Annotated in this window: 22 protein-coding genes; 3 read left to right on the forward strand and 19 right to left on the reverse strand. The window is 60.6% G+C overall.

Going from position 1 to position 15,653, the window contains the following annotated elements; genetic code table 11:
• Positions 1 to 76: 76 nt before the first annotated feature.
• The 5 genes from O0879_RS23185 to O0879_RS23205 all read right to left on the reverse strand — a co-directional run bounded on the left by O0879_RS23185 (position 77) and on the right by O0879_RS23205 (position 1,503).
• Complete coding sequence (locus O0879_RS23185) at positions 77 to 478, reverse strand: hypothetical protein (RefSeq protein WP_289918981.1); 402 nt, start codon at positions 476 to 478, stop codon at positions 77 to 79.
• Between the two features lie 121 nt (positions 479 to 599).
• Complete coding sequence (locus tag O0879_RS23190; RefSeq protein ID WP_289918983.1) at positions 600 to 863, reverse strand: ogr/Delta-like zinc finger family protein; 264 nt, start codon at positions 861 to 863, stop codon at positions 600 to 602.
• On the reverse strand, positions 860 to 1,048 hold the full coding sequence (locus tag O0879_RS23195) for a hypothetical protein (RefSeq protein ID WP_046682347.1): 189 nt from the start codon (positions 1,046 to 1,048) through the stop codon (positions 860 to 862). Before O0879_RS23195 ends, O0879_RS23190 begins: the two co-directional genes overlap by 4 nt.
• 37 nt (positions 1,049 to 1,085) lie before the next feature.
• Positions 1,086 to 1,289, reverse strand: coding sequence for a hypothetical protein (locus O0879_RS23200; RefSeq protein ID WP_035820909.1), 204 nt, complete (start codon positions 1,287 to 1,289; stop codon positions 1,086 to 1,088).
• 10 nt (positions 1,290 to 1,299) lie between these two features.
• A complete protein-coding gene (locus O0879_RS23205) occupies positions 1,300 to 1,503 on the reverse strand; it encodes a CopG family transcriptional regulator (protein WP_289918985.1) in 204 nt (67 codons plus the stop codon).
• Positions 1,504 to 1,585: 82 nt separating this feature from the next.
• On the opposite strand from O0879_RS23205, the gene O0879_RS23210 reads away from it, so the two are divergent.
• Genes O0879_RS23210 through O0879_RS23220 form a run of 3 tightly spaced genes read left to right on the forward strand, consistent with a single transcriptional unit; the run spans position 1,586 to position 3,587 of the window.
• Positions 1,586 to 2,047: a helix-turn-helix transcriptional regulator gene (locus O0879_RS23210; RefSeq protein ID WP_289918987.1), complete on the forward strand. Its 462-nt coding sequence runs from the start codon at positions 1,586 to 1,588 to the stop codon at positions 2,045 to 2,047.
• 3 nt (positions 2,048 to 2,050) lie between these two features.
• Positions 2,051 to 2,866 carry a hypothetical protein gene (locus O0879_RS23215; RefSeq protein ID WP_289918988.1) on the forward strand — a complete coding sequence of 272 codons (816 nt, stop codon included), beginning with the start codon at positions 2,051 to 2,053 and terminating at the stop codon, positions 2,864 to 2,866.
• A 34-nt stretch (positions 2,867 to 2,900) separates the two neighbouring features.
• Positions 2,901 to 3,587, forward strand: a complete 687-nt coding sequence (locus O0879_RS23220) for a hypothetical protein (protein WP_289918990.1) — start codon at positions 2,901 to 2,903, stop codon at positions 3,585 to 3,587.
• Here the strand turns inward: O0879_RS23220 and O0879_RS23225 are convergent.
• The 14 genes from O0879_RS23225 to O0879_RS23290 form a co-directional block, all read right to left on the reverse strand.
• Positions 3,584 to 3,832 carry a hypothetical protein gene (locus O0879_RS23225; protein WP_289918992.1) on the reverse strand — a complete coding sequence of 83 codons (249 nt, stop codon included), beginning with the start codon at positions 3,830 to 3,832 and terminating at the stop codon, positions 3,584 to 3,586. The two genes, O0879_RS23220 and O0879_RS23225, sit on opposite strands and share 4 nt — an antisense overlap.
• A gap of 103 nt (positions 3,833 to 3,935) precedes the next feature.
• A complete protein-coding gene (locus O0879_RS23230; protein WP_289918994.1) occupies positions 3,936 to 5,213 on the reverse strand; it encodes a phage late control D family protein in 1,278 nt (425 codons plus the stop codon).
• Complete coding sequence (locus O0879_RS23235; RefSeq protein WP_046682352.1) at positions 5,210 to 5,818, reverse strand: phage tail protein; 609 nt, start codon at positions 5,816 to 5,818, stop codon at positions 5,210 to 5,212. Before O0879_RS23235 ends, O0879_RS23230 begins: the two co-directional genes overlap by 4 nt.
• A 14-nt stretch (positions 5,819 to 5,832) precedes the next feature.
• Positions 5,833 to 8,688 (reverse strand): phage tail protein, encoded by a 2,856-nt coding sequence (locus O0879_RS23240; protein WP_289918996.1) that lies wholly within the window; start codon positions 8,686 to 8,688, stop codon positions 5,833 to 5,835.
• A 15-nt stretch (positions 8,689 to 8,703) separates the two neighbouring features.
• Positions 8,704 to 8,817 carry a GpE family phage tail protein gene (locus tag O0879_RS23245; RefSeq protein ID WP_071650284.1) on the reverse strand — a complete coding sequence of 38 codons (114 nt, stop codon included), beginning with the start codon at positions 8,815 to 8,817 and terminating at the stop codon, positions 8,704 to 8,706.
• Between the two features lie 8 nt (positions 8,818 to 8,825).
• Positions 8,826 to 9,134 carry a phage tail assembly protein gene (locus O0879_RS23250; RefSeq protein WP_289918997.1) on the reverse strand — a complete coding sequence of 103 codons (309 nt, stop codon included), beginning with the start codon at positions 9,132 to 9,134 and terminating at the stop codon, positions 8,826 to 8,828.
• 40 nt (positions 9,135 to 9,174) lie between these two features.
• On the reverse strand, positions 9,175 to 9,684 hold the full coding sequence (locus O0879_RS23255; RefSeq protein WP_289918999.1) for a phage major tail tube protein: 510 nt from the start codon (positions 9,682 to 9,684) through the stop codon (positions 9,175 to 9,177).
• 56 nt (positions 9,685 to 9,740) lie between these two features.
• Positions 9,741 to 10,916 (reverse strand): phage tail sheath protein, encoded by a 1,176-nt coding sequence (locus O0879_RS23260; RefSeq protein WP_289919001.1) that lies wholly within the window; start codon positions 10,914 to 10,916, stop codon positions 9,741 to 9,743.
• A gap of 35 nt (positions 10,917 to 10,951) precedes the next feature.
• Positions 10,952 to 11,332: a hypothetical protein gene (locus O0879_RS23265; RefSeq protein ID WP_289919003.1), complete on the reverse strand. Its 381-nt coding sequence runs from the start codon at positions 11,330 to 11,332 to the stop codon at positions 10,952 to 10,954.
• A gap of 104 nt (positions 11,333 to 11,436) precedes the next feature.
• Positions 11,437 to 12,999: a phage tail protein gene (locus O0879_RS23270; RefSeq protein WP_289919004.1), complete on the reverse strand. Its 1,563-nt coding sequence runs from the start codon at positions 12,997 to 12,999 to the stop codon at positions 11,437 to 11,439.
• Positions 12,996 to 13,616 (reverse strand): phage tail protein I, encoded by a 621-nt coding sequence (locus O0879_RS23275; protein WP_289919006.1) that lies wholly within the window; start codon positions 13,614 to 13,616, stop codon positions 12,996 to 12,998. The genes O0879_RS23270 and O0879_RS23275 overlap by 4 nt, the downstream gene beginning before the upstream one ends.
• Positions 13,609 to 14,520: a baseplate J/gp47 family protein gene (locus O0879_RS23280; RefSeq protein WP_289919009.1), complete on the reverse strand. Its 912-nt coding sequence runs from the start codon at positions 14,518 to 14,520 to the stop codon at positions 13,609 to 13,611. The genes O0879_RS23275 and O0879_RS23280 overlap by 8 nt, the downstream gene beginning before the upstream one ends.
• Positions 14,517 to 14,861, reverse strand: a complete 345-nt coding sequence (locus O0879_RS23285; protein WP_289919011.1) for a GPW/gp25 family protein — start codon at positions 14,859 to 14,861, stop codon at positions 14,517 to 14,519. Before O0879_RS23285 ends, O0879_RS23280 begins: the two co-directional genes overlap by 4 nt.
• Positions 14,858 to 15,556 carry a phage baseplate assembly protein V gene (locus O0879_RS23290; protein ID WP_289919012.1) on the reverse strand — a complete coding sequence of 233 codons (699 nt, stop codon included), beginning with the start codon at positions 15,554 to 15,556 and terminating at the stop codon, positions 14,858 to 14,860. Before O0879_RS23290 ends, O0879_RS23285 begins: the two co-directional genes overlap by 4 nt.
• Between the last annotated feature and the right edge of the window lie 97 nt (positions 15,557 to 15,653).

Below are 15,653 nucleotides of genomic sequence, written 5' to 3' on the forward strand. Positions count from 1 at the left end.
GCCCGCAGCACGTCGGGGGCAATGACAATCAGGAGCGTCAGCAGCCAGATGCCGCAGGTTTTGGCCAGGCGCAGCATCAGCGTGCCCCTGGCTTGAGAAATTGCTCTGCCCAGTACGGGAGCGTGTGCGATGCGCCGCAGCAGTGCCGGGAACCCGCTTCATTGGCGAAAATGTAGTTCAACTCGATGGGCAGCTTGCCGACCAGGGCGCGTTGTTTGGCTGGCGCGAAAAAGCCGTCACGCTCCAGTGCCTGCACATCGCTGACGATGAAGGTCAGATTGGCCGCGCCGTAGGCGTGATAGGTCTTGGCAATCTCATGGATGTGGGCGGTCAGCGCCGCGATGCCGATGCCCGCGCTGGCTTGCAGCAGAAAACACGTCGGCGCCACGGGAACAATACAATTTTGCAAGGTCGGGCGGATCGTGCTTGATGCCATGGATTTGTCGGCATGACGGGTGGCGTGCAGCGTGTTTTCCATCGGTTTTCCTTATTTCAGGTTGAACGAATCCCGCACGCTCAAAAGGGAGCGCAGCAGGTCACAGCAAAAGAGGGGGAGTTACGGCGGCCGGGCTACGGCGGCGCGAGGATCGGGATAGCCATCAGCAGCCCGCAGTCAGGTCCAGGGCCAGCTGGCTGGTGGCCGCCGCGCGCGCATGCTGGGACATCGGGATGCGGATATCCGGCTTGGGTATGGCGGACAGCGAGAGGGTGCGCAGTACTTCCAGGCCTGCCACGAAGACGTGCCCACAGTCCGGGTTCTGACACATATAGGTGATTTCCTTGAACATGGCGGACATCATGCGGCTTTTGACGGCGCGAACGGTGTAGGTGCAATGCGGGCAGGGCAGGCCGATGACTCTCATTTCAGCTTTCTTTCCACTTGGTACAGGGCGCGACCGCGACCCGTCATGTTTTTCGACTGTATGCGTAAGCGCGACTTGACGAGCCATTCGGCCGCCTGATCGATACTTGCCAGCCCCTGGCGTTGGCGCACGAGTTCTAGTACCGCGCGCTCTTCGTCATTGAGGTTAATTTGATGGTCTGGCATTTTCTGTAACTTTAGAGTTGCTCAAAAGTGACTCGGTTTAAACGCTGCGACGCTGTACGCTGTCGATAGTGGCGTCATCCAAGGCGATCACGGCCAGGGCTTCACGCATCACGATCTGGCGCACCAGCACCGCAAGCTCTTCGCCTTGGTAGTTGGCGATCGAGGAAACGAGCTGGTGCTCATAGTCATCGAGGCGCAGCATGACGCGGTGGCTGCGGATACGTTTTGCATCGGGGTACATGACGTTGTCCTTAGTGGGTGGGTTTGGGGGCGAGTTCGCGCTTGTAGTCGGCGAGGCCGCGCAGGATCAGGAGGCGCAAGAACCATGCACGGGATCGTTGTTGGTCGGCGGCAAGAGTCTCAATTTCTTTTACCTCGTCAGGAGCCAGACGAACGCCAAGCGGCTGGGAGGTGACGCCTTTTGTAATGCGTCCGACTTTTGACAAGTTTTTCATAATGTTATGATGTGTAATCGCTACAGGATGGCGTAACTATAGCTCTCAAATGGGAGCATTGTAAAGATAAATTTGAGCACAAATGAGACCAATTGGTGAAATACTAAAAGAAGAACGCCAACGGCTAGGCATGAATCAGGATGATTTTGCTGCGGTGGGCGGACTAAAGCGGCGTGCCCAGACGCTCTATGAACAGAATGAGCGGGCGCCAGATGCTCTTTACTTGCGGGCACTGGCAGCAATAGGAGTTGATGTAAATTACATACTGACAGGCGAAAAGACGCTTTCTGCTCTGACCATGGAAGAGAAGGAATTGCTCACGGGCTTTCGTGGCCTGGATAGTCGCGGGAAAGCGGGAGTATTGGGGATGATTGGCGGAATGGCCTCAACCCAGAGCGGGGCGCCGCTGAGTCGGAGCATTTCGAGCGAGCCGTCGAAGTACGCAATTAATCCTGTGTTCCACGGTGATGTTGGTCAGACGATTTACGGAGATGTGACATCTCCGAATACAGTCAATATGCCAAAGAAAGACAAAAAGAAGTAGTTTATGAGAATGTGGTTTCAATGCTTTTTTGCCTTGGCGCTGCTCAGCCCTGCATCAATCGTTCTTGCTGATGTTGACACCTGCAACAGATCGAAATGCGAAGGTGGAACAGCACTTGTCTATTCGCCGACTGATGAGCCGGCAATAGCATGTGATGATCTCAGCGTGTGCTCATACGTCAGCTTTTACTTGCTTGTCGATTCTATGGTCAAGGCTGGCGAGGCAAACGAGAACGACCCGCAGAATATGCTGGTGCTTGAGCGAAAAATGCGAAGAGCCGGACTTGCGAACTTTCAAGATGCCGCCAATAGCTATCGTTGGGCAACGCATCGGCAGCGAGTGAAAATCAATATCATGAATTTCAAGGAGGAATTGGCATATGTAGAGCCAGTTCAAGGTGGTAAAGGGTATTGGATAAGCTTTGACAGCTTGACGCCAATTGCGCGAACTGCCAACGAATATCCCTTTGCTGGAAAAATCACTCGGGCATCCGCAATTATGGCGTCACTGGTCAATGCGGGCACTGGAGTTTACGGAGCCAAGTCCATCGCACGCGAAATTGATGCTGTACTACCGCAAAGTTTCGACGAGCGTATATCGTTTTCGCTTGAAGGGTATGCATCAGGAGGCGGACAAATTTTTATTTGTTCCTCCAAGAAATTTTGCGACTCGATACACGGCTATTTTACTTTACTGACTTCTTTAGCAGGCCCGTACTTGTTTCGATCAAAGGATGGAAAGATCGTTGCTCAACTTAATAGCAGTTTGCCACCTGATGCGGCACTTCTTTTTGAGGCCGCATTGTTGCGAATTAAGTAATAAATGTAGATGGTGGAATAAAGGTGTAGTTTGAATGTCAAGTAAGAATGAATTTTCTGGTGATGTAGGCCAGGCTATTTTTGGTAATTTGAATGAATCGCCAAGGTTGAGCAACGTAGTCACCCTTCATGTGGGCGAGAAGGAAAAGCCTGTCAATCTGATTACGCCGTATCAACGCTCAAGCATCAAGTTACTTGTTGATGAGCTTGCCATGTTAAGCGGTGATGAAGACATGAAGATTTATCGGGGACTTATCACCGACTATGGACTTAATCGATTCAAGGAATTGCCGCGAAGTAAATACCAAGAGGTCAAGGCGATTTTAGAACAGCGGATCGCTCAAGCAAGCAAACCGCCCGCCGAACCAATTTACCCGATTGCAGCACCCGGAGCTGCACCGATGGCCGCCTCACATCCTCACGCTGCATTACCTTGCATGGCGTGCGCCGAAAAAACGATCAGTTTTACACGGCTGCAACGCACCGCACACCTTCAACTTGGTGCGCTGATTGCTTGCCTGGTCACTTGTGGCTGGCTGCTTTACAAAATACAGGCCCCCGCCGATCATGATTCCAGCGTGGGAAAAGACGAAAAATGCTACATCGCCGGAAAGGCATACTCTATCGGCCACGTCGAACGCTCACGCGGTAGAGCCATGGAATGTGTCGGACCAATGGGCGATATGCCGGCAATGTGGCTGGATGCGAATCGTGGACGCTAGGTAAAAAATATGAGATTCTTAATCAAGAAATTATCTTTTTTTGCATACTTCTTGGTGTGCGTTTCGGCGGTCGCTGGCAATACGCCGTGCTCTGGCAGCAAGGGTGGTATTTCGAACTGCGATGGCGCGACATTCGTCTGCAATGATGGCTCAATCAGCGCATCGAAAAAAATCTGCTCTACCACTGGCAAGTCAGCAAAGGCGCCGTTGGCCGACGCTTCAGGCTGTACCTGCCGCAGCGGCAACTACTGCACCGGGCCGCGCGGCGGGGAATACTGCTTGAGCGACAGCGGTGCCAAGAGTTACCGGCGCCGCTGATACCCACTCACACACCTCTAGAACTTTCCCTTACTCCGGCTTATCGCCAGAATTGGCATCGTCTTGCTCTGGCTTCCATGGCTCGTCGCTGTTTTCCCTGATGATGTCGCGCACTTCCTTGATGTGGTTCCATGCAGTTTTTGCCGCTCGCTTGGCAGCGCTCTTGCTCTTGTAAAGGTGCTCCAGGGTTTTGAGCTTGCTTTTTGAGCCTGCTTGCTCTTGGCCCGCTTTTTTCTTCTTCGCCGCCACGTCCTTCCACTTGGCCACCACGCCTGTGATGCCTTCGTCCGGGTCTTTCTCGTCCTCTCTCTCGGCCTCGACCGCTTCCGTCTTCGTTTCAAATTCCACCCGCGTGGTAAAACCGTTGCCGCCCAGGTTGTGCGTGACCTTGACCGATAGCCACTCGGTGGCGTCGATCTCGGGCTTGAAGCCTTGCACGGTCACAGGCGATTGCGGGAACACGGCCGGGTTGCCCAGGGCCAGGCTCATTTCAAAGGTGGCCAGGCCGCGCAGGATGCGCTGCCATTCGGCGACGGCCGCCGCGCGCGCGTCCGTTTCATTGGCGAAAGTGGTGCGAAGGCGCTTGCTGTTGCCGGGCACGCCCGCCACCACGCTGCGGCGGCGCGCGTAGCGCTCGTCGTGCCAGAAGGCGCGCACGCCCGTGTAGGCGTCGCTTTCGGCGCTGTGATAGCGGTGGCCGTCGCCCAGGGCGCGCGTGATGGGGATGACGGGCAGCGCCTTGCCGCTGGCGGTGCGGCTCTGGTTGATGGGGATGAAGAGCAAGGTGTCGTTCTTGACGGTGGCCACCGCGTCGTATTTCCTGCCCAGCCGGCGCAGGAAGGCCGCATCGCTTTCGTGGGTCTGGTCGATGTGCTCGATGGCGGTGTCGCGCAGGCGCGCCGACACTCCCGACGAAAGCTCGTTGCGGAAAGCGATGACCTCAATGATGGCGCCCAGGGTGGTCTTGTGAAAGCTGTGCTCCTGCTGCTGTTTAAACGTGTCGATCAGGTTGGCCGACCTGGCGCGCAGGGTGATGGTGTCGGGCGCGCCGCTGTGCTCCACCTCGTCCACCGTGAACTTGCCCATATCCACCAGGCCGGTGGCTTGCCAGCCCAGCGCCAGGGCGATCTGCGCGCCGCGCGGCGGCAGGGCCAGCTTGCCGTCGCTGTCGTCCAGGGAAATGTCGAGCTGGTCGCTCTCGTCGCCACGGCACAGGGTCAACGTCAGATTAATCAGCCGCGGCGAGACGATGGCCGTCAAATCTTTGTCTTCGATGCTGATCTTGAAGGCGGGGATATGCTCGCTCATTTGAACTTGTCCGCCGCGCTGCCGATGGCGCCGCTGATGCTGCCGCCGATCTTGTCTTTCATTTCGCTGACGACGCCGCCGTATTTCGACGTGATGCCACCGACCACATTGCCCACCACGCTGCCCACGGCATTCTTGGCCGCGCCGGCAATGCTGCTGGTCATGCCGTCGATGCTGAGCATGTTTTTCAGGTCGCCGATGTCGCCCAGGCCGACCATGGCCAGCACGCCGTCATCGTCGCGCTTGAGCGCAATCGAGAACTCGACGCGCCGCGCGCCGCCGCTGCCGTCGAGGATGGTGCGCCCCTCCGTCATGCTGGTGATGCGGTAGGAGCCGAGAATGCGGCCCGTGCCCTGGATCAGTATCCACGACTTGCCCGTGTCGGCCATCATGCGCAGCGCATCGAGCGAATACAGGGAGCCGGTCAGTTCCGGCGCCACCCAGCCCGACAGGGTGATGGTGTCGTCACCTGGCCCCACGTACTGGTGCGCGTCGCGCAGGCCCACGCGCGCCGTGCTGGCGTGCTTCCATTCGGTTTGCCGCTGCAGCTCGTGATACGCCAGAGTCGGCAGGCTGAACACGAACATTCCTAAAATCATCATCATGGTGCTGTCTTTTCTTAATCGTGGTCGCGCAGGGACGAGCGGATGCGTGCGGCCTTTTCGCGGTCGCGCTGTTCCATGGCCGCATACACGGCGCGGGCGATGGCCTGGGGATCGGAACCGGCTTGCGCCTGGATGGTGATTTCGATCCTGTCGCCCTGAATGGTCATGCCGGCGCCGAACCCGCCTTGTGCCAGCGGCGCGCGCGTGTCGAAGGCGCTGGCGGGTAATGCCGTGGCCGTGCCGATGGCGATGCCGGCGCCCAATTTCGTCAGGCGCTGCGCCAGGCCGGAAACCTTGGCAATCGGCGCGCCCTCGCTGCGGTCCAGGCCCACGGCCAGGCCCTGCATGGTGTAGTCGCCGAGCTGGGCAAACACGCGGCTCGGGCTGTGGATACCCAGCTTTTCCTTGAACCAGGCAATGGTGCTGGAACCGGCATTGCTGATGGCGTCCTTGACGGCGCCCATGGAGCCGGTGATGCCGTTGACCAGGCCACGCAGGATGTTGGCGCCGAACTCGGTGAACTGGGCCGGCAGCTTGATGCCGAACCAGCTCATGACGCCCGCGAAGGCCTGGTAAAACACGCCGACCGGTGACCAGTTGATAATCAGGGCCGTGATGCTGCCCATGCCGCCGGCGCAGACCGTGCGCAGGCGTGCCCAGATATCGGCAATGAAGCCAGCGATAGGCGCCCAGGATGCGGTAATGCGCTGCAGGATGCTGGCGCCGAAGTCGGTGAACTTGGCCGGCAGCGCAATGCCGAACCAGCCCAGCACGCCCGCAAAGGCGCGATAGAACAGACCCAGCGGCGACCAGTTGACGATCAGGGCGCTGACGCCGCCAATGCCGCCAGCAAAGGCGGTCTTGATATGCGACCAGATGCCGCTAAAGAAACCCTTGATCGGCTCCCAATATTTATAGATCAGGTAGGCGGCGCCGGCGATGGCCGTCACGGCCAAGCCAATCGGGTTGAGCATGAAGGCACGCCCCAGCCATAGCACGGCACGGCCCGCCCACATGAAGGCACCGCCCAGGCCGCGCAGGATGGGCGTGAGCACGCCGCCCGTCACGCCCATCTTGGCGAACATGACGTGCAGCATGGCATACGGGCCGATCAGGGCGGCAATGCCCAGCATCAGCGGGCCGAGCACCAGCAGCAGGCCGGCCAGCACGGCAAAGGCGGTAATCATGATCTTGGCCAAGGTCGGGTTGCGTTCCATGAAGCCGTTCAGGCGCGTGATGGCGCTGATGGCCATTTCCAGACCTTGGGCATAAAGCGGCAGGATTTTTTCGCCCATGGTCAGTTTCAGGTTGGCCAGCTTGGCCGTCGCTTCCAGTTCGGCGCCGCCGGCCTGCTGCTTGCCCAGGTCATAAATCTGCTCGATGTCATACGCGCCTGCGTTCAGCTTGGCGTTCTTGTGCATCTGGATGCGTTGCTTGAACATATCCAGAAACTGATTGCCGGCCGTGCGCGTCGAAAACAGGCTGCCGATGGTGTCCTCAATTTTCTTGGGATCCGTGATGCCTTTCTTTTCCAGTTGTGGCAACAGCACTTGCTCCAGCCACTCAAATTGGCTGCGCCGGAAAATGTCACTGCCAAGCAGGGCGCCAGGGCCAAGCGTAGAGACTTGACCGACTTTATCGTGCTTCACTTTACTGTGGTCACCGATCAGTCCCAGGTTTTCCAGATTGGTCACGGCGCGCTTGGTGGTGCGCCCCTGATACAGGTTCGAATAGCCGGACATCAGGGCCGTGCCGGCACGGTGGCCGCCGACTTCCTGCACCAGCGGTTCCATCTGGTAATAGAACTGCTTGTCGTCCATGATCTTGGCGGCAATGCCGCCCGTCTTGATGAAGTTCAGCCATTCCGTCGGCCCCACGCGTCCACCCGTGGCCGTGATGACCTTTTGCATCATGTTGGCCTGGTCGTGGAATTTCTCCGAACTGGCCGTGCCGCCGCGTTGCTCGATGACTTTGAGCAAGTCCATGAAGATGCGCTCGTTCTCTTCGCCAGACTCGGCGCCGAAGAATGCCTTGTTGGCAAACTTCATCTTGGCCAGGGTGGGCGCGACCATTTCCGCATGGTGCAAGTCGCCAAAGATCGACATCGCGTCGCGCACCAGTTCCAGGTTCTCGTTCTGGCTGGTGCCGTAGGTCTTCATGTTCTTGGCGAAGGTGATCGCCTGCTGGCTGGTTTCCGGCCCCAGGCCCAGGGCATTCACGCGGGCCTTTTCCAGCTGGTAGTGCTTCGCCTCGTGCAGCCCCTTGGCGATGGGCATAGCCATGACCGCGCCGGCCGCTGTCGCGCCCGCGCCGGCCATGGCAATACTGCCCGCCTTGCTGCGCAGCTTGTCCGCATGCTGGGTGGCGTTGGTGACGCGCTGCTGCTTGGTGGCTGACGCGGCCAGGCGCTTTTGTTGCGACGCCAGCTCAACGTTGGTCAACTGAATACTGTTCTTAAGCCACTCCTGGGCCTTGCCCAGTTGGCGCGTGTCGATGCCGGCCTCCTTGAGGCTGGTGCGCAGGACGCGGAATTGCTGGCTCTGTTCGCGGCCTTTCAGCGTCAAGGCCTGCGTGACCTTCGTCGCCGCCTTCAAATCACGCGTCATGGCGCGTGTAGGAGACTCGGTCTGTTTTATGCTTGCGGCCAGCTCTTTTACTTTTTTTTGAGCTTCTTTCAGCTCAACCCCCGTTGTTCGAATACCGCTATGCAGTTCGCGGAATTTCCCCAGGTTTCTCTGCTGGGTGTTCAGTTCGCGCAAACGGTCGCTGGTCGCTTTCAGCGCCTTGGCCGTGTCGCTGGAACCGCCCATGATTTTTTTCAGCGGGCCGGTGATCTTGTCCAGCGCTGCAAACACTACCTGTAACCTCAAATCCCGACCAGCCATTTATTCCGCTCCGCTTCGCTGCCGGGCGCGTTCGCGCCAGGCCATCAGTTCATCAATCGTAAAGCCGTCCATCGCTGCCGGCGTCCAGTGGAAGACGCCGGCAATGTCGGCCATGGCGTCTTCTACTTCGCCGGGGATACCGAAAGGCGATCTGCTTTGCTCACCAAAAAAGCGCCCACCTCCGCGCCTACGCTCAGCAGGTCGGCCGGGTCCATGTTGGCGATGTCGTGCGCGGTCAGGGTTGGCTCGGTGATACGCGGCAGCACCACCTGCAGTGCGGTGACGCTCAGGTTGGCCAGATCGATCAGGGACACGCCGCGCAGGGCGCCCGCTTTGGGCTTGCGCACAGTCAGCGAGGTGATGAAGGTATCGCCGCGCTTGATCGGCTCGTCCAGTTCGATGACGGCCTGGTTTTGGGTGTCGTTGTTCATGCTGTGTTCCTTGTGGTGTGGTGGTAAATAAAAGGGGGGATTACAGGCCGATGGCCTTGCGGATGGCGGCGTTGGTGTCGCCGCCGCCAAAGTTCTCGGTGCCGCTCATGAAGTCCAGTTCGATGATGGTGGCGCCGTCGATCAGCAGCTTGTAATAGCTGCTGGCCATGGTGTATTTGTGCGTGGTGTCGTCACCCATCTTGGCGCCGCCCATATCGATTTCCTTGTAACGGCCGCGCACGACGACCTCGACGGCGGCCACCGTGCCGTCATCGTCTTCCTGATAGGCGCCGGCAAAGCGCAGTTGCACGGCGCCGTGCGTGTGCGCGCCGTACTGTTTCAGGGCTTCGGCGATCAGGCCGCCGGCGCTCCATTCCAGCGACAGCGCCTCATTGCCGAAGTCGACGGACACGGGGCCGCTCATGCCGCCGGCGCGGTACTCTTCCATTTTGCGGCTAAGTTTCGGCAAGGTGACTTCCGGCACCATGCCCATGAAGGACACGCCGTTCTGGAACAGGTTGAAGTTTTTCAGTTTGCGGGGCAGGCCCATAATTTCTCCAGTATTTCAATGCGCCCGCGCTGGCGCGGGCAGGGTGGTGATGGCGATTACGCGGCGATGCGCGAGGCGAAGTCGGCCAGATAGCGGTCGGTGATGCGCTGCTGGAATTTCAGGTTCTCCAGCGGCGGCACGGGCGTGTAGTCGTAATCGATGGCCAGCTTGCCGTCTTTCAGCGCTTCCTTGCCGTTGTATTGCTCGTCATACCAGGCGTGGCCGTCGATGATGTAGCCCTGCAGTTTCAAGTCGCGGAACTTGGCGTTGATGCTTTCCAGCAGGTCGCGCACCAGGGACGGATGCAGGGGCAGGTCGACAAAGGCGAAATGCGCTTCGGCGATGGTGTCGGCCAGCACCTGGGCCGTGCGCGTGTAGCTCTCGAAATAGAAGAAGCCCCCCGGCGCCTCGCAGGTGCGGGAACCCCAGAAGCGGTAGCCGTCCATGTTAATCAGGGTGGTTACTTCCTTGGCGTTGAGCACGCCGGCATCGGTGGCCGGGTCTTGCAAGTCGAAAAACACGTCCTTGTTGATGCCGGTCGGGCCGTTGACGACCACGTTGGACAGCGTCTTGTGCCAGCCCGTTCCTTCGTCGATCTTGGCGCGCAGGCCCATGGCGTAGGCGACGGCGGAAATACTCGCTTCCTCGTCGGTGGCGGTATTCCAGTGGACAAAATCCGGCCAAATCATCATGACCTCGCGCTGGCCGAACTGGCCGCGATAGGCGGTGGCCGCGGTAACGGTGGCGCAGCCATAAGCCGACGCATACACGAAGCCGCGCAGGCGCTGCGCCACGCTGGCCAGGGCATTGGTAACGGCCTGGGTATCCAGCCCCGGCGCGCCCAGGATGCGGGGTTTTACGCCCAGCTTGCTTTGCGCGGCCAGCAGCGCCTGGGCGCCCAAGTATTTGCCATCGGGCGACACGCCGCCCACGGCGTTGCTGGTGGTTTCCGCTTCCGTTTCGCCTTCGGCCACGCGTACAACGATGGTCAGGGGTTTGGTCTGCGCGGCGATGGCCTGCAGGCTGCGGTACAAGGTGCCCGTCTTGCCGGCCTTGCCCATGGCGGCCAGGACATTGGTGACGAGCACGGGCGTGTCGAGCGGGAAGGATACGGGGTCGGCATCGTCGGCCGTGGCGATCAGGCCCAGCACAGCGGTGGACACGGTGCGGATGGGGCGCGAACCCTCGTTGATTTCAATGACGCGCACGCCATGGTGGTAGTCGGTGGCCATGTTGCTCTCCTGGTAGGTGGTAAATGTCGGGGGTGTTACTGGGGGCTGCCTGCATCATCGAAGGCGCGCCGGGCCTCTTGCGGCAAGGCGTCGGCGATGCGCTGGAATTCGGCGCTGACGGCCGCTTGCAGGGCGTCCATATCCTGTGCTGCGGCGACCGTCGGGCAGATGGTGATGTCGAGCAGGCAGGTGCGCGCCGTGGTGATGGCTTGCGCGGTTTCCGCGTCGCCGCTGGCCATGGCGGCAAAGCCGATACCGGCCAGGCGGTTGAGGATGCCGTCACGGCGCGCGCGAACGGTGTTGAGGTAGACGGCGCATACCTGGCCATAGGGAATGGGGGCCGGTGGTGTGATGCGCAGCGTCCCTTTGACAAATTTGAACGATCCGCCGGATGCGCGGGCGGTATGGGCGGCCAAGTGGTCCGCCTCGGATACCTCAAACACATCGGATGGGATGTCCTGGTACTCGATGCAGGTAGGGTAAAAGAATCCGGTGCTCGGTGAATATCTGACGGCCATGATTATTTTCCAATCGCAAAATAGGATGGGGTGATGCCGCCCGAAAGCGCATTTCCGTTGTAGGTGTACAGGCGGCAGCCTGTTTTTGTCTTCATACCGGCGTTGACGTTGCTGGGCGCGACGGATCCGCTTCCGCCTTGCCCTTCATATCCAGTGAAGACGTGAAAACACTCGTTCGGAAACGGAATCGGGAAGATCACGTCGACATAGCCAGATTCCGGTGTCTGCGCTCCGCCGCCGACCTGCTGAATCATGCCGCTGGGTAATCTCTGGTAGCCGCTCGAAGACACCATTGCCGCAAAGTCGGCATTGCGCCACAGCTCGGCGGTCGAGTCGATGACCTGCCATACAACATCGGACGCTGCAGTGAGCGTGAGGTATTGCCCCGTTTTCAATTCGATGAAAGGGACGCCTCCTACAATGAAGCTGATATTGGCACCCGCTCCTGGGACGATTTTTGCCGTATTGCCACCAAAGCCAAAGAAGTGAATGCACTTGCCTGAATTTGTTGATAAACCAAGATCGCGAGGCTTAGGCAATGTGAAAATCACGTTTGGCGCCGAAAAGTACAGCGCTTTGCCGATATCATCAGGGGTCAGGCTGCGGTCCATTCCCACCGCATCATGCCCAATAATATTGCCTTGCGATTGCTGCACAAACTCGGCATTGGCCAGTTTTTTAGACGCGTCAAACTTCGGCAGTGTCGCCACTTCCTTCATGCTGTATTGCGGATGCGGATCGGCCGCCGCTGCGTGCTTGGCCAGCTGCTGTTCACCGTAGGCAACGATACTGCTGTCCTGTTGATCCACATGGCTACGCTGGGCCAGCTGCGGATGGGGGTCGTCAGCGCTCAGGTGCTTTCCCAGCTGCTGATCGCCATAGGCGCGTGCGCTGGTGTCCTGTTGATCGACATAGGCGACCTTGGCCAGCAGCGGGTGCGGATCGGCGGCAGCCTGGTGCTTGGCCAGTTGCTGGTCGCCATAGGCGCGTGCACTGGTGTCTTGCTGATCGACATAAGCGACCTTGGCCAGCAGCGGGTGCGGGTCAGCAGCGGCCAGGTGCTTGGCCAGTTGCGCATCGCTGTAGGCGCGCACGGTAATGATCTGTTCATCGACATACTGGCGCGTGGCCAGGATGATGGACGGGTCGATTTTCAGTTCGATGGCGGCCGTGCTGGCGACGATCAGCACAATGCGCACCACTTGCGTGCGGCCGCTGCCCTCGGTCATCAGCGGCTTGTAGCTGGGCGGGCAGTTGGCCACCGCGCACAGGTCGCCGGCTTCGTCGTAGATGCCAAGTTCTCGCATCCACCATCCGCCCACGTTCTCGGGCAATACTTGTTCGGCAATGATCTGGCTGGTGTTGTCCGGGTCTTTGTCCAACTTGTTCAGGTCGGCGCGGTGCACCTCGCGCACCAGCGCCTTTTGTCCTCGGTCGGGAGTCGGCAGGGTGCCGTTGCCGTCGCCCACGGCCATTTTTTTCAGTTTCAGGGTTTGCCCCAGGGCGATGGCGTTGGCCAGCTTGGCCTCGCCCACTTGCGTCAGGATAGCGAAATATGTGCTCATGGATAGATGGTCAGGGTGTCGATGGTATGGGATGCGCCGGCCTGCAACAGTGTGCCGCGCACTTCGATGGTTTCCGCAATCCAGGGATAGACGGTCATAACGTCGCCGTGGTACGCGGCAATGCCGGTGTAAACCGTGCCGCGACTTTCCAGATAAAGCGCCAAGCCCGTCATGTGACGGCTGACGGGCTTGGCGTCGGCAATCAGGCGTTCCATTTCCTGAAACATGGCGTCCGTGATACCCGTGTCCAGCACGCCGACGTCGAGGCGGAAGGTGCCCGGCACGCCCGGTGGCGTGGTTTGCCACCATTCGGTGATGCGGATCAGATAGCCCAGCGATTCCACCACGCGGCGCACGGCGGCAATCGTGCCCTTGTGCTTGTGGATGAAATAGGCCGCCTTGATGGCGCCGCGCTTGGTCGATTCGGGCCAGGCGTCGTCCCAGCGGTCGACGGAACAGGCCCAGGCCAGAAACGGCAGCAGGGCGACGGGGCAGCGGTCGGCGCTCCACAGCTCGCGCAGCGGCACGGGCACGTTGACCAGCTCGGCGCAGGCCACGGCAATGGCGCGCTCCAGCGCCGTGGTGTTGGGCGGCAGGGTGGCCACGTGCTTATTCATCGAGCACCACCACATTCAACTTGATGGCGGTGCAGCGGGCGGCCTGGGTGGCGTTCAGCTCGATGTCGGCGGCCGGGCTGTTCAAGACGACCTTGCGCACGCCTTCGACGTGGACGGCGGCGCTGCAGGCGGACCGGTAGATGCTGTGGCCCAGCGGGCGGCGCGGCTGCGACACGCGCACGGCGTTGGCGCGCGCGGCATCGAGCAGGATCGGCACCTCCGGGCCGACGCCGATAAACAAGGTGGCCTCGATCTGGTAATCGATGACCTGGGCGGCCTGTACCGTCAGGCGGTCGCCCAGGGGGCGCACTTCCTCGGCGTTGAGCGCGCGCGCCACGGTAGCCAGCAGCGCGGCGTCGGCGATGCCGGTGTCGTTGTTGGCCAGCACGGTGACGATGACATGCGCCGGGGCGGGGCTGGTGGCGCTCGCGTCCTTGACCTGGCCGTCGGCGCTGCGGGCGTGGAATTCGTAGGACGCTTTCGGGCCGGCCACGGACAGGCCGTCCGGCGCTTCCTGGATGCGCAGGCGGTAGGCGTCGTTGTCTTCCATGACAGCGGCCACGGGCGGCAGGGCGTTCGGATTGGCCGGCGTGATGACCAGGCGCGCCACGTTGACGTTGGCGCCCAGCTGGTCCAGGTCGCCGTCCAGCGCAAACGCCAGCATGACGGCCTTGCCCGCCTCGTTGACGCGGTTGCGCAAGATGGTTTCCTGATACGCGTTTTCTTCCAGCAGCTTGGTGGCCGGTTCCGATTCCAGCTCCAGCAGGGCCGTGACGGCCGCGCGCTCGGCTTCCGGCAGCAGGCTGACCAGATGCGTTTTGCGGCTGGCGAGGATGGCTTCGAAGTCCAGCACCTCGACGACGCTGGGCGCGGGCAATTGGGTCAGGTCGATAGGCGTGCTCATACGCTGCCGCCTTGCTTGACGGGCACGGACAGGGTGATGCCCTGGCCATTGGCCGTGCCATCGAGCAGCAGCGCGATGGCGCCGTCCGTGTCGCGCGTGAGCTGCACGCTGGCGAGCTGCAGACGAGGCTCCCAGCGGCGCAGGGCAAAGGCGGTGGCGGCATAGATGCGCAACTGCGTGGCGCTGTTCAGGGGCTGGTCGATCAGCTCGGGCACTTCGGAACCATAGCGGCGGCGCTGGATGCGCGAGCCGATGGGCGTGGTGAGAATGTCGGCGACCGACTGGCGCAAGTGGCCCAGGCCCGTCAGGCTGCGCCCGGTGGTGGCGTGCATGCCCATCATGGCAGTGGCCCGTCTGACTGGTCGCCGCCTTGCTTGACGCCACCGTGCGGATGTTTGAGCAGGCTGATGGCACCGGCCAGCACGTCGTCGGTCGCCTGGATTGTCCCTTGCACGGCCATGGTCACGCCGCCGGCGGCGCCGGCCTTGGCGTTCACGCCGCCATTCAGCGCGGTGGCGCCGTTGACGGTTGCCGATTGCTCGACAAGCAGATTGCCCATGACGGTCAGGTCGCCTGTGCAAATGGTGCTGGGCGCGTTCGATGTCACCTTGTCGGCGGTGATGGTGGCCGTGCCGCCTGGCAGGGTGGCCGTCAGGGCATGGGCCGCGTGGTCGTACTGCACCACGGCGCCGTCAGGGTAGTGCGTGGTGTGGATGCTGTCGCTGGTTTCGGGCGCGTCAAACGCCTGTGAGTACAGAGCGGGCAGGATGATGCCGCGCCTCAGGTCGCCGCCAGGAGAAAAGACGATCACCTGTTCGCCGATGGTGGGCGCCGACCAGGTGCGCGTGCTGCCGGCGCGCCGTGTTGCCCAGTTCAGCCATTCGGTGGTGAGTGTCGGCCCGAGCCGGACGCGTGCCTTGGCCCCTTTGACCTCGGCGATGGTGCCCAGGCGGATCAGGTTTTGCAGCAAGCGGAGGAGGTCGGACAGGTCGGCGTTCATGCAGTACATGTTGCCGAAGTCCGCGCGCGGATGCACGCGGGGGCGGGTTGATATTCCGCTTATTAACTATGGGGGGGGCTGAGTATGCGGGTTTCGGAAAGATAGAAAACCATTGTTTTTATTTAATTTTAAG

The sequence above is a fragment of the Janthinobacterium sp. SUN120 genome (genome assembly GCF_030397735.1).
Taxonomy (GTDB): domain Bacteria; phylum Pseudomonadota; class Gammaproteobacteria; order Burkholderiales; family Burkholderiaceae_D; genus Janthinobacterium; species Janthinobacterium kumbetense.

Excerpts from the sequence above, each read along its gene's own strand:
- O0879_RS23245 (WP_071650284.1), bottom strand. The coding sequence starts at position 8,817 with ATGGCCGACATTGCCGGCGTCTTCCACTGGACGCCGGCAGCGATGGAC.
- O0879_RS23285 (WP_289919011.1), bottom strand. The coding sequence starts at position 14,861 with ATGATGGGCATGCACGCCACCACCGGGCGCAGCCTGACGGGCCTGGGC.
- O0879_RS23210 (WP_289918987.1), top strand. The coding sequence starts at position 1,586 with ATGAGACCAATTGGTGAAATACTAAAAGAAGAACGCCAACGGCTAGGC.
- O0879_RS23275 (WP_289919006.1), bottom strand. The coding sequence starts at position 13,616 with ATGAATAAGCACGTGGCCACCCTGCCGCCCAACACCACGGCGCTGGAG.
- O0879_RS23215 (WP_289918988.1), top strand. The coding sequence starts at position 2,051 with ATGAGAATGTGGTTTCAATGCTTTTTTGCCTTGGCGCTGCTCAGCCCT.
- O0879_RS23190 (WP_289918983.1), bottom strand. The coding sequence starts at position 863 with ATGAGAGTCATCGGCCTGCCCTGCCCGCATTGCACCTACACCGTTCGC.
- O0879_RS23280 (WP_289919009.1), bottom strand. The coding sequence starts at position 14,520 with ATGAGCACGCCTATCGACCTGACCCAATTGCCCGCGCCCAGCGTCGTC.
- O0879_RS23185 (WP_289918981.1), bottom strand. The coding sequence starts at position 478 with ATGGAAAACACGCTGCACGCCACCCGTCATGCCGACAAATCCATGGCA.
- O0879_RS23255 (WP_289918999.1), bottom strand. The coding sequence starts at position 9,684 with ATGGGCCTGCCCCGCAAACTGAAAAACTTCAACCTGTTCCAGAACGGC.
- O0879_RS23260 (WP_289919001.1), bottom strand. The coding sequence starts at position 10,916 with ATGGCCACCGACTACCACCATGGCGTGCGCGTCATTGAAATCAACGAG.
- O0879_RS23200 (WP_035820909.1), bottom strand. The coding sequence starts at position 1,289 with ATGTACCCCGATGCAAAACGTATCCGCAGCCACCGCGTCATGCTGCGC.
- O0879_RS23250 (WP_289918997.1), bottom strand. The coding sequence starts at position 9,134 with ATGAACAACGACACCCAAAACCAGGCCGTCATCGAACTGGACGAGCCG.
- O0879_RS23270 (WP_289919004.1), bottom strand. The coding sequence starts at position 12,999 with ATGAGCACATATTTCGCTATCCTGACGCAAGTGGGCGAGGCCAAGCTG.
- O0879_RS23220 (WP_289918990.1), top strand. The coding sequence starts at position 2,901 with ATGTCAAGTAAGAATGAATTTTCTGGTGATGTAGGCCAGGCTATTTTT.
- O0879_RS23195 (WP_046682347.1), bottom strand. The coding sequence starts at position 1,048 with ATGCCAGACCATCAAATTAACCTCAATGACGAAGAGCGCGCGGTACTA.
- O0879_RS23230 (WP_289918994.1), bottom strand. The coding sequence starts at position 5,213 with ATGAGCGAGCATATCCCCGCCTTCAAGATCAGCATCGAAGACAAAGAT.
- O0879_RS23205 (WP_289918985.1), bottom strand. The coding sequence starts at position 1,503 with ATGAAAAACTTGTCAAAAGTCGGACGCATTACAAAAGGCGTCACCTCC.
- O0879_RS23235 (WP_046682352.1), bottom strand. The coding sequence starts at position 5,818 with ATGATGATGATTTTAGGAATGTTCGTGTTCAGCCTGCCGACTCTGGCG.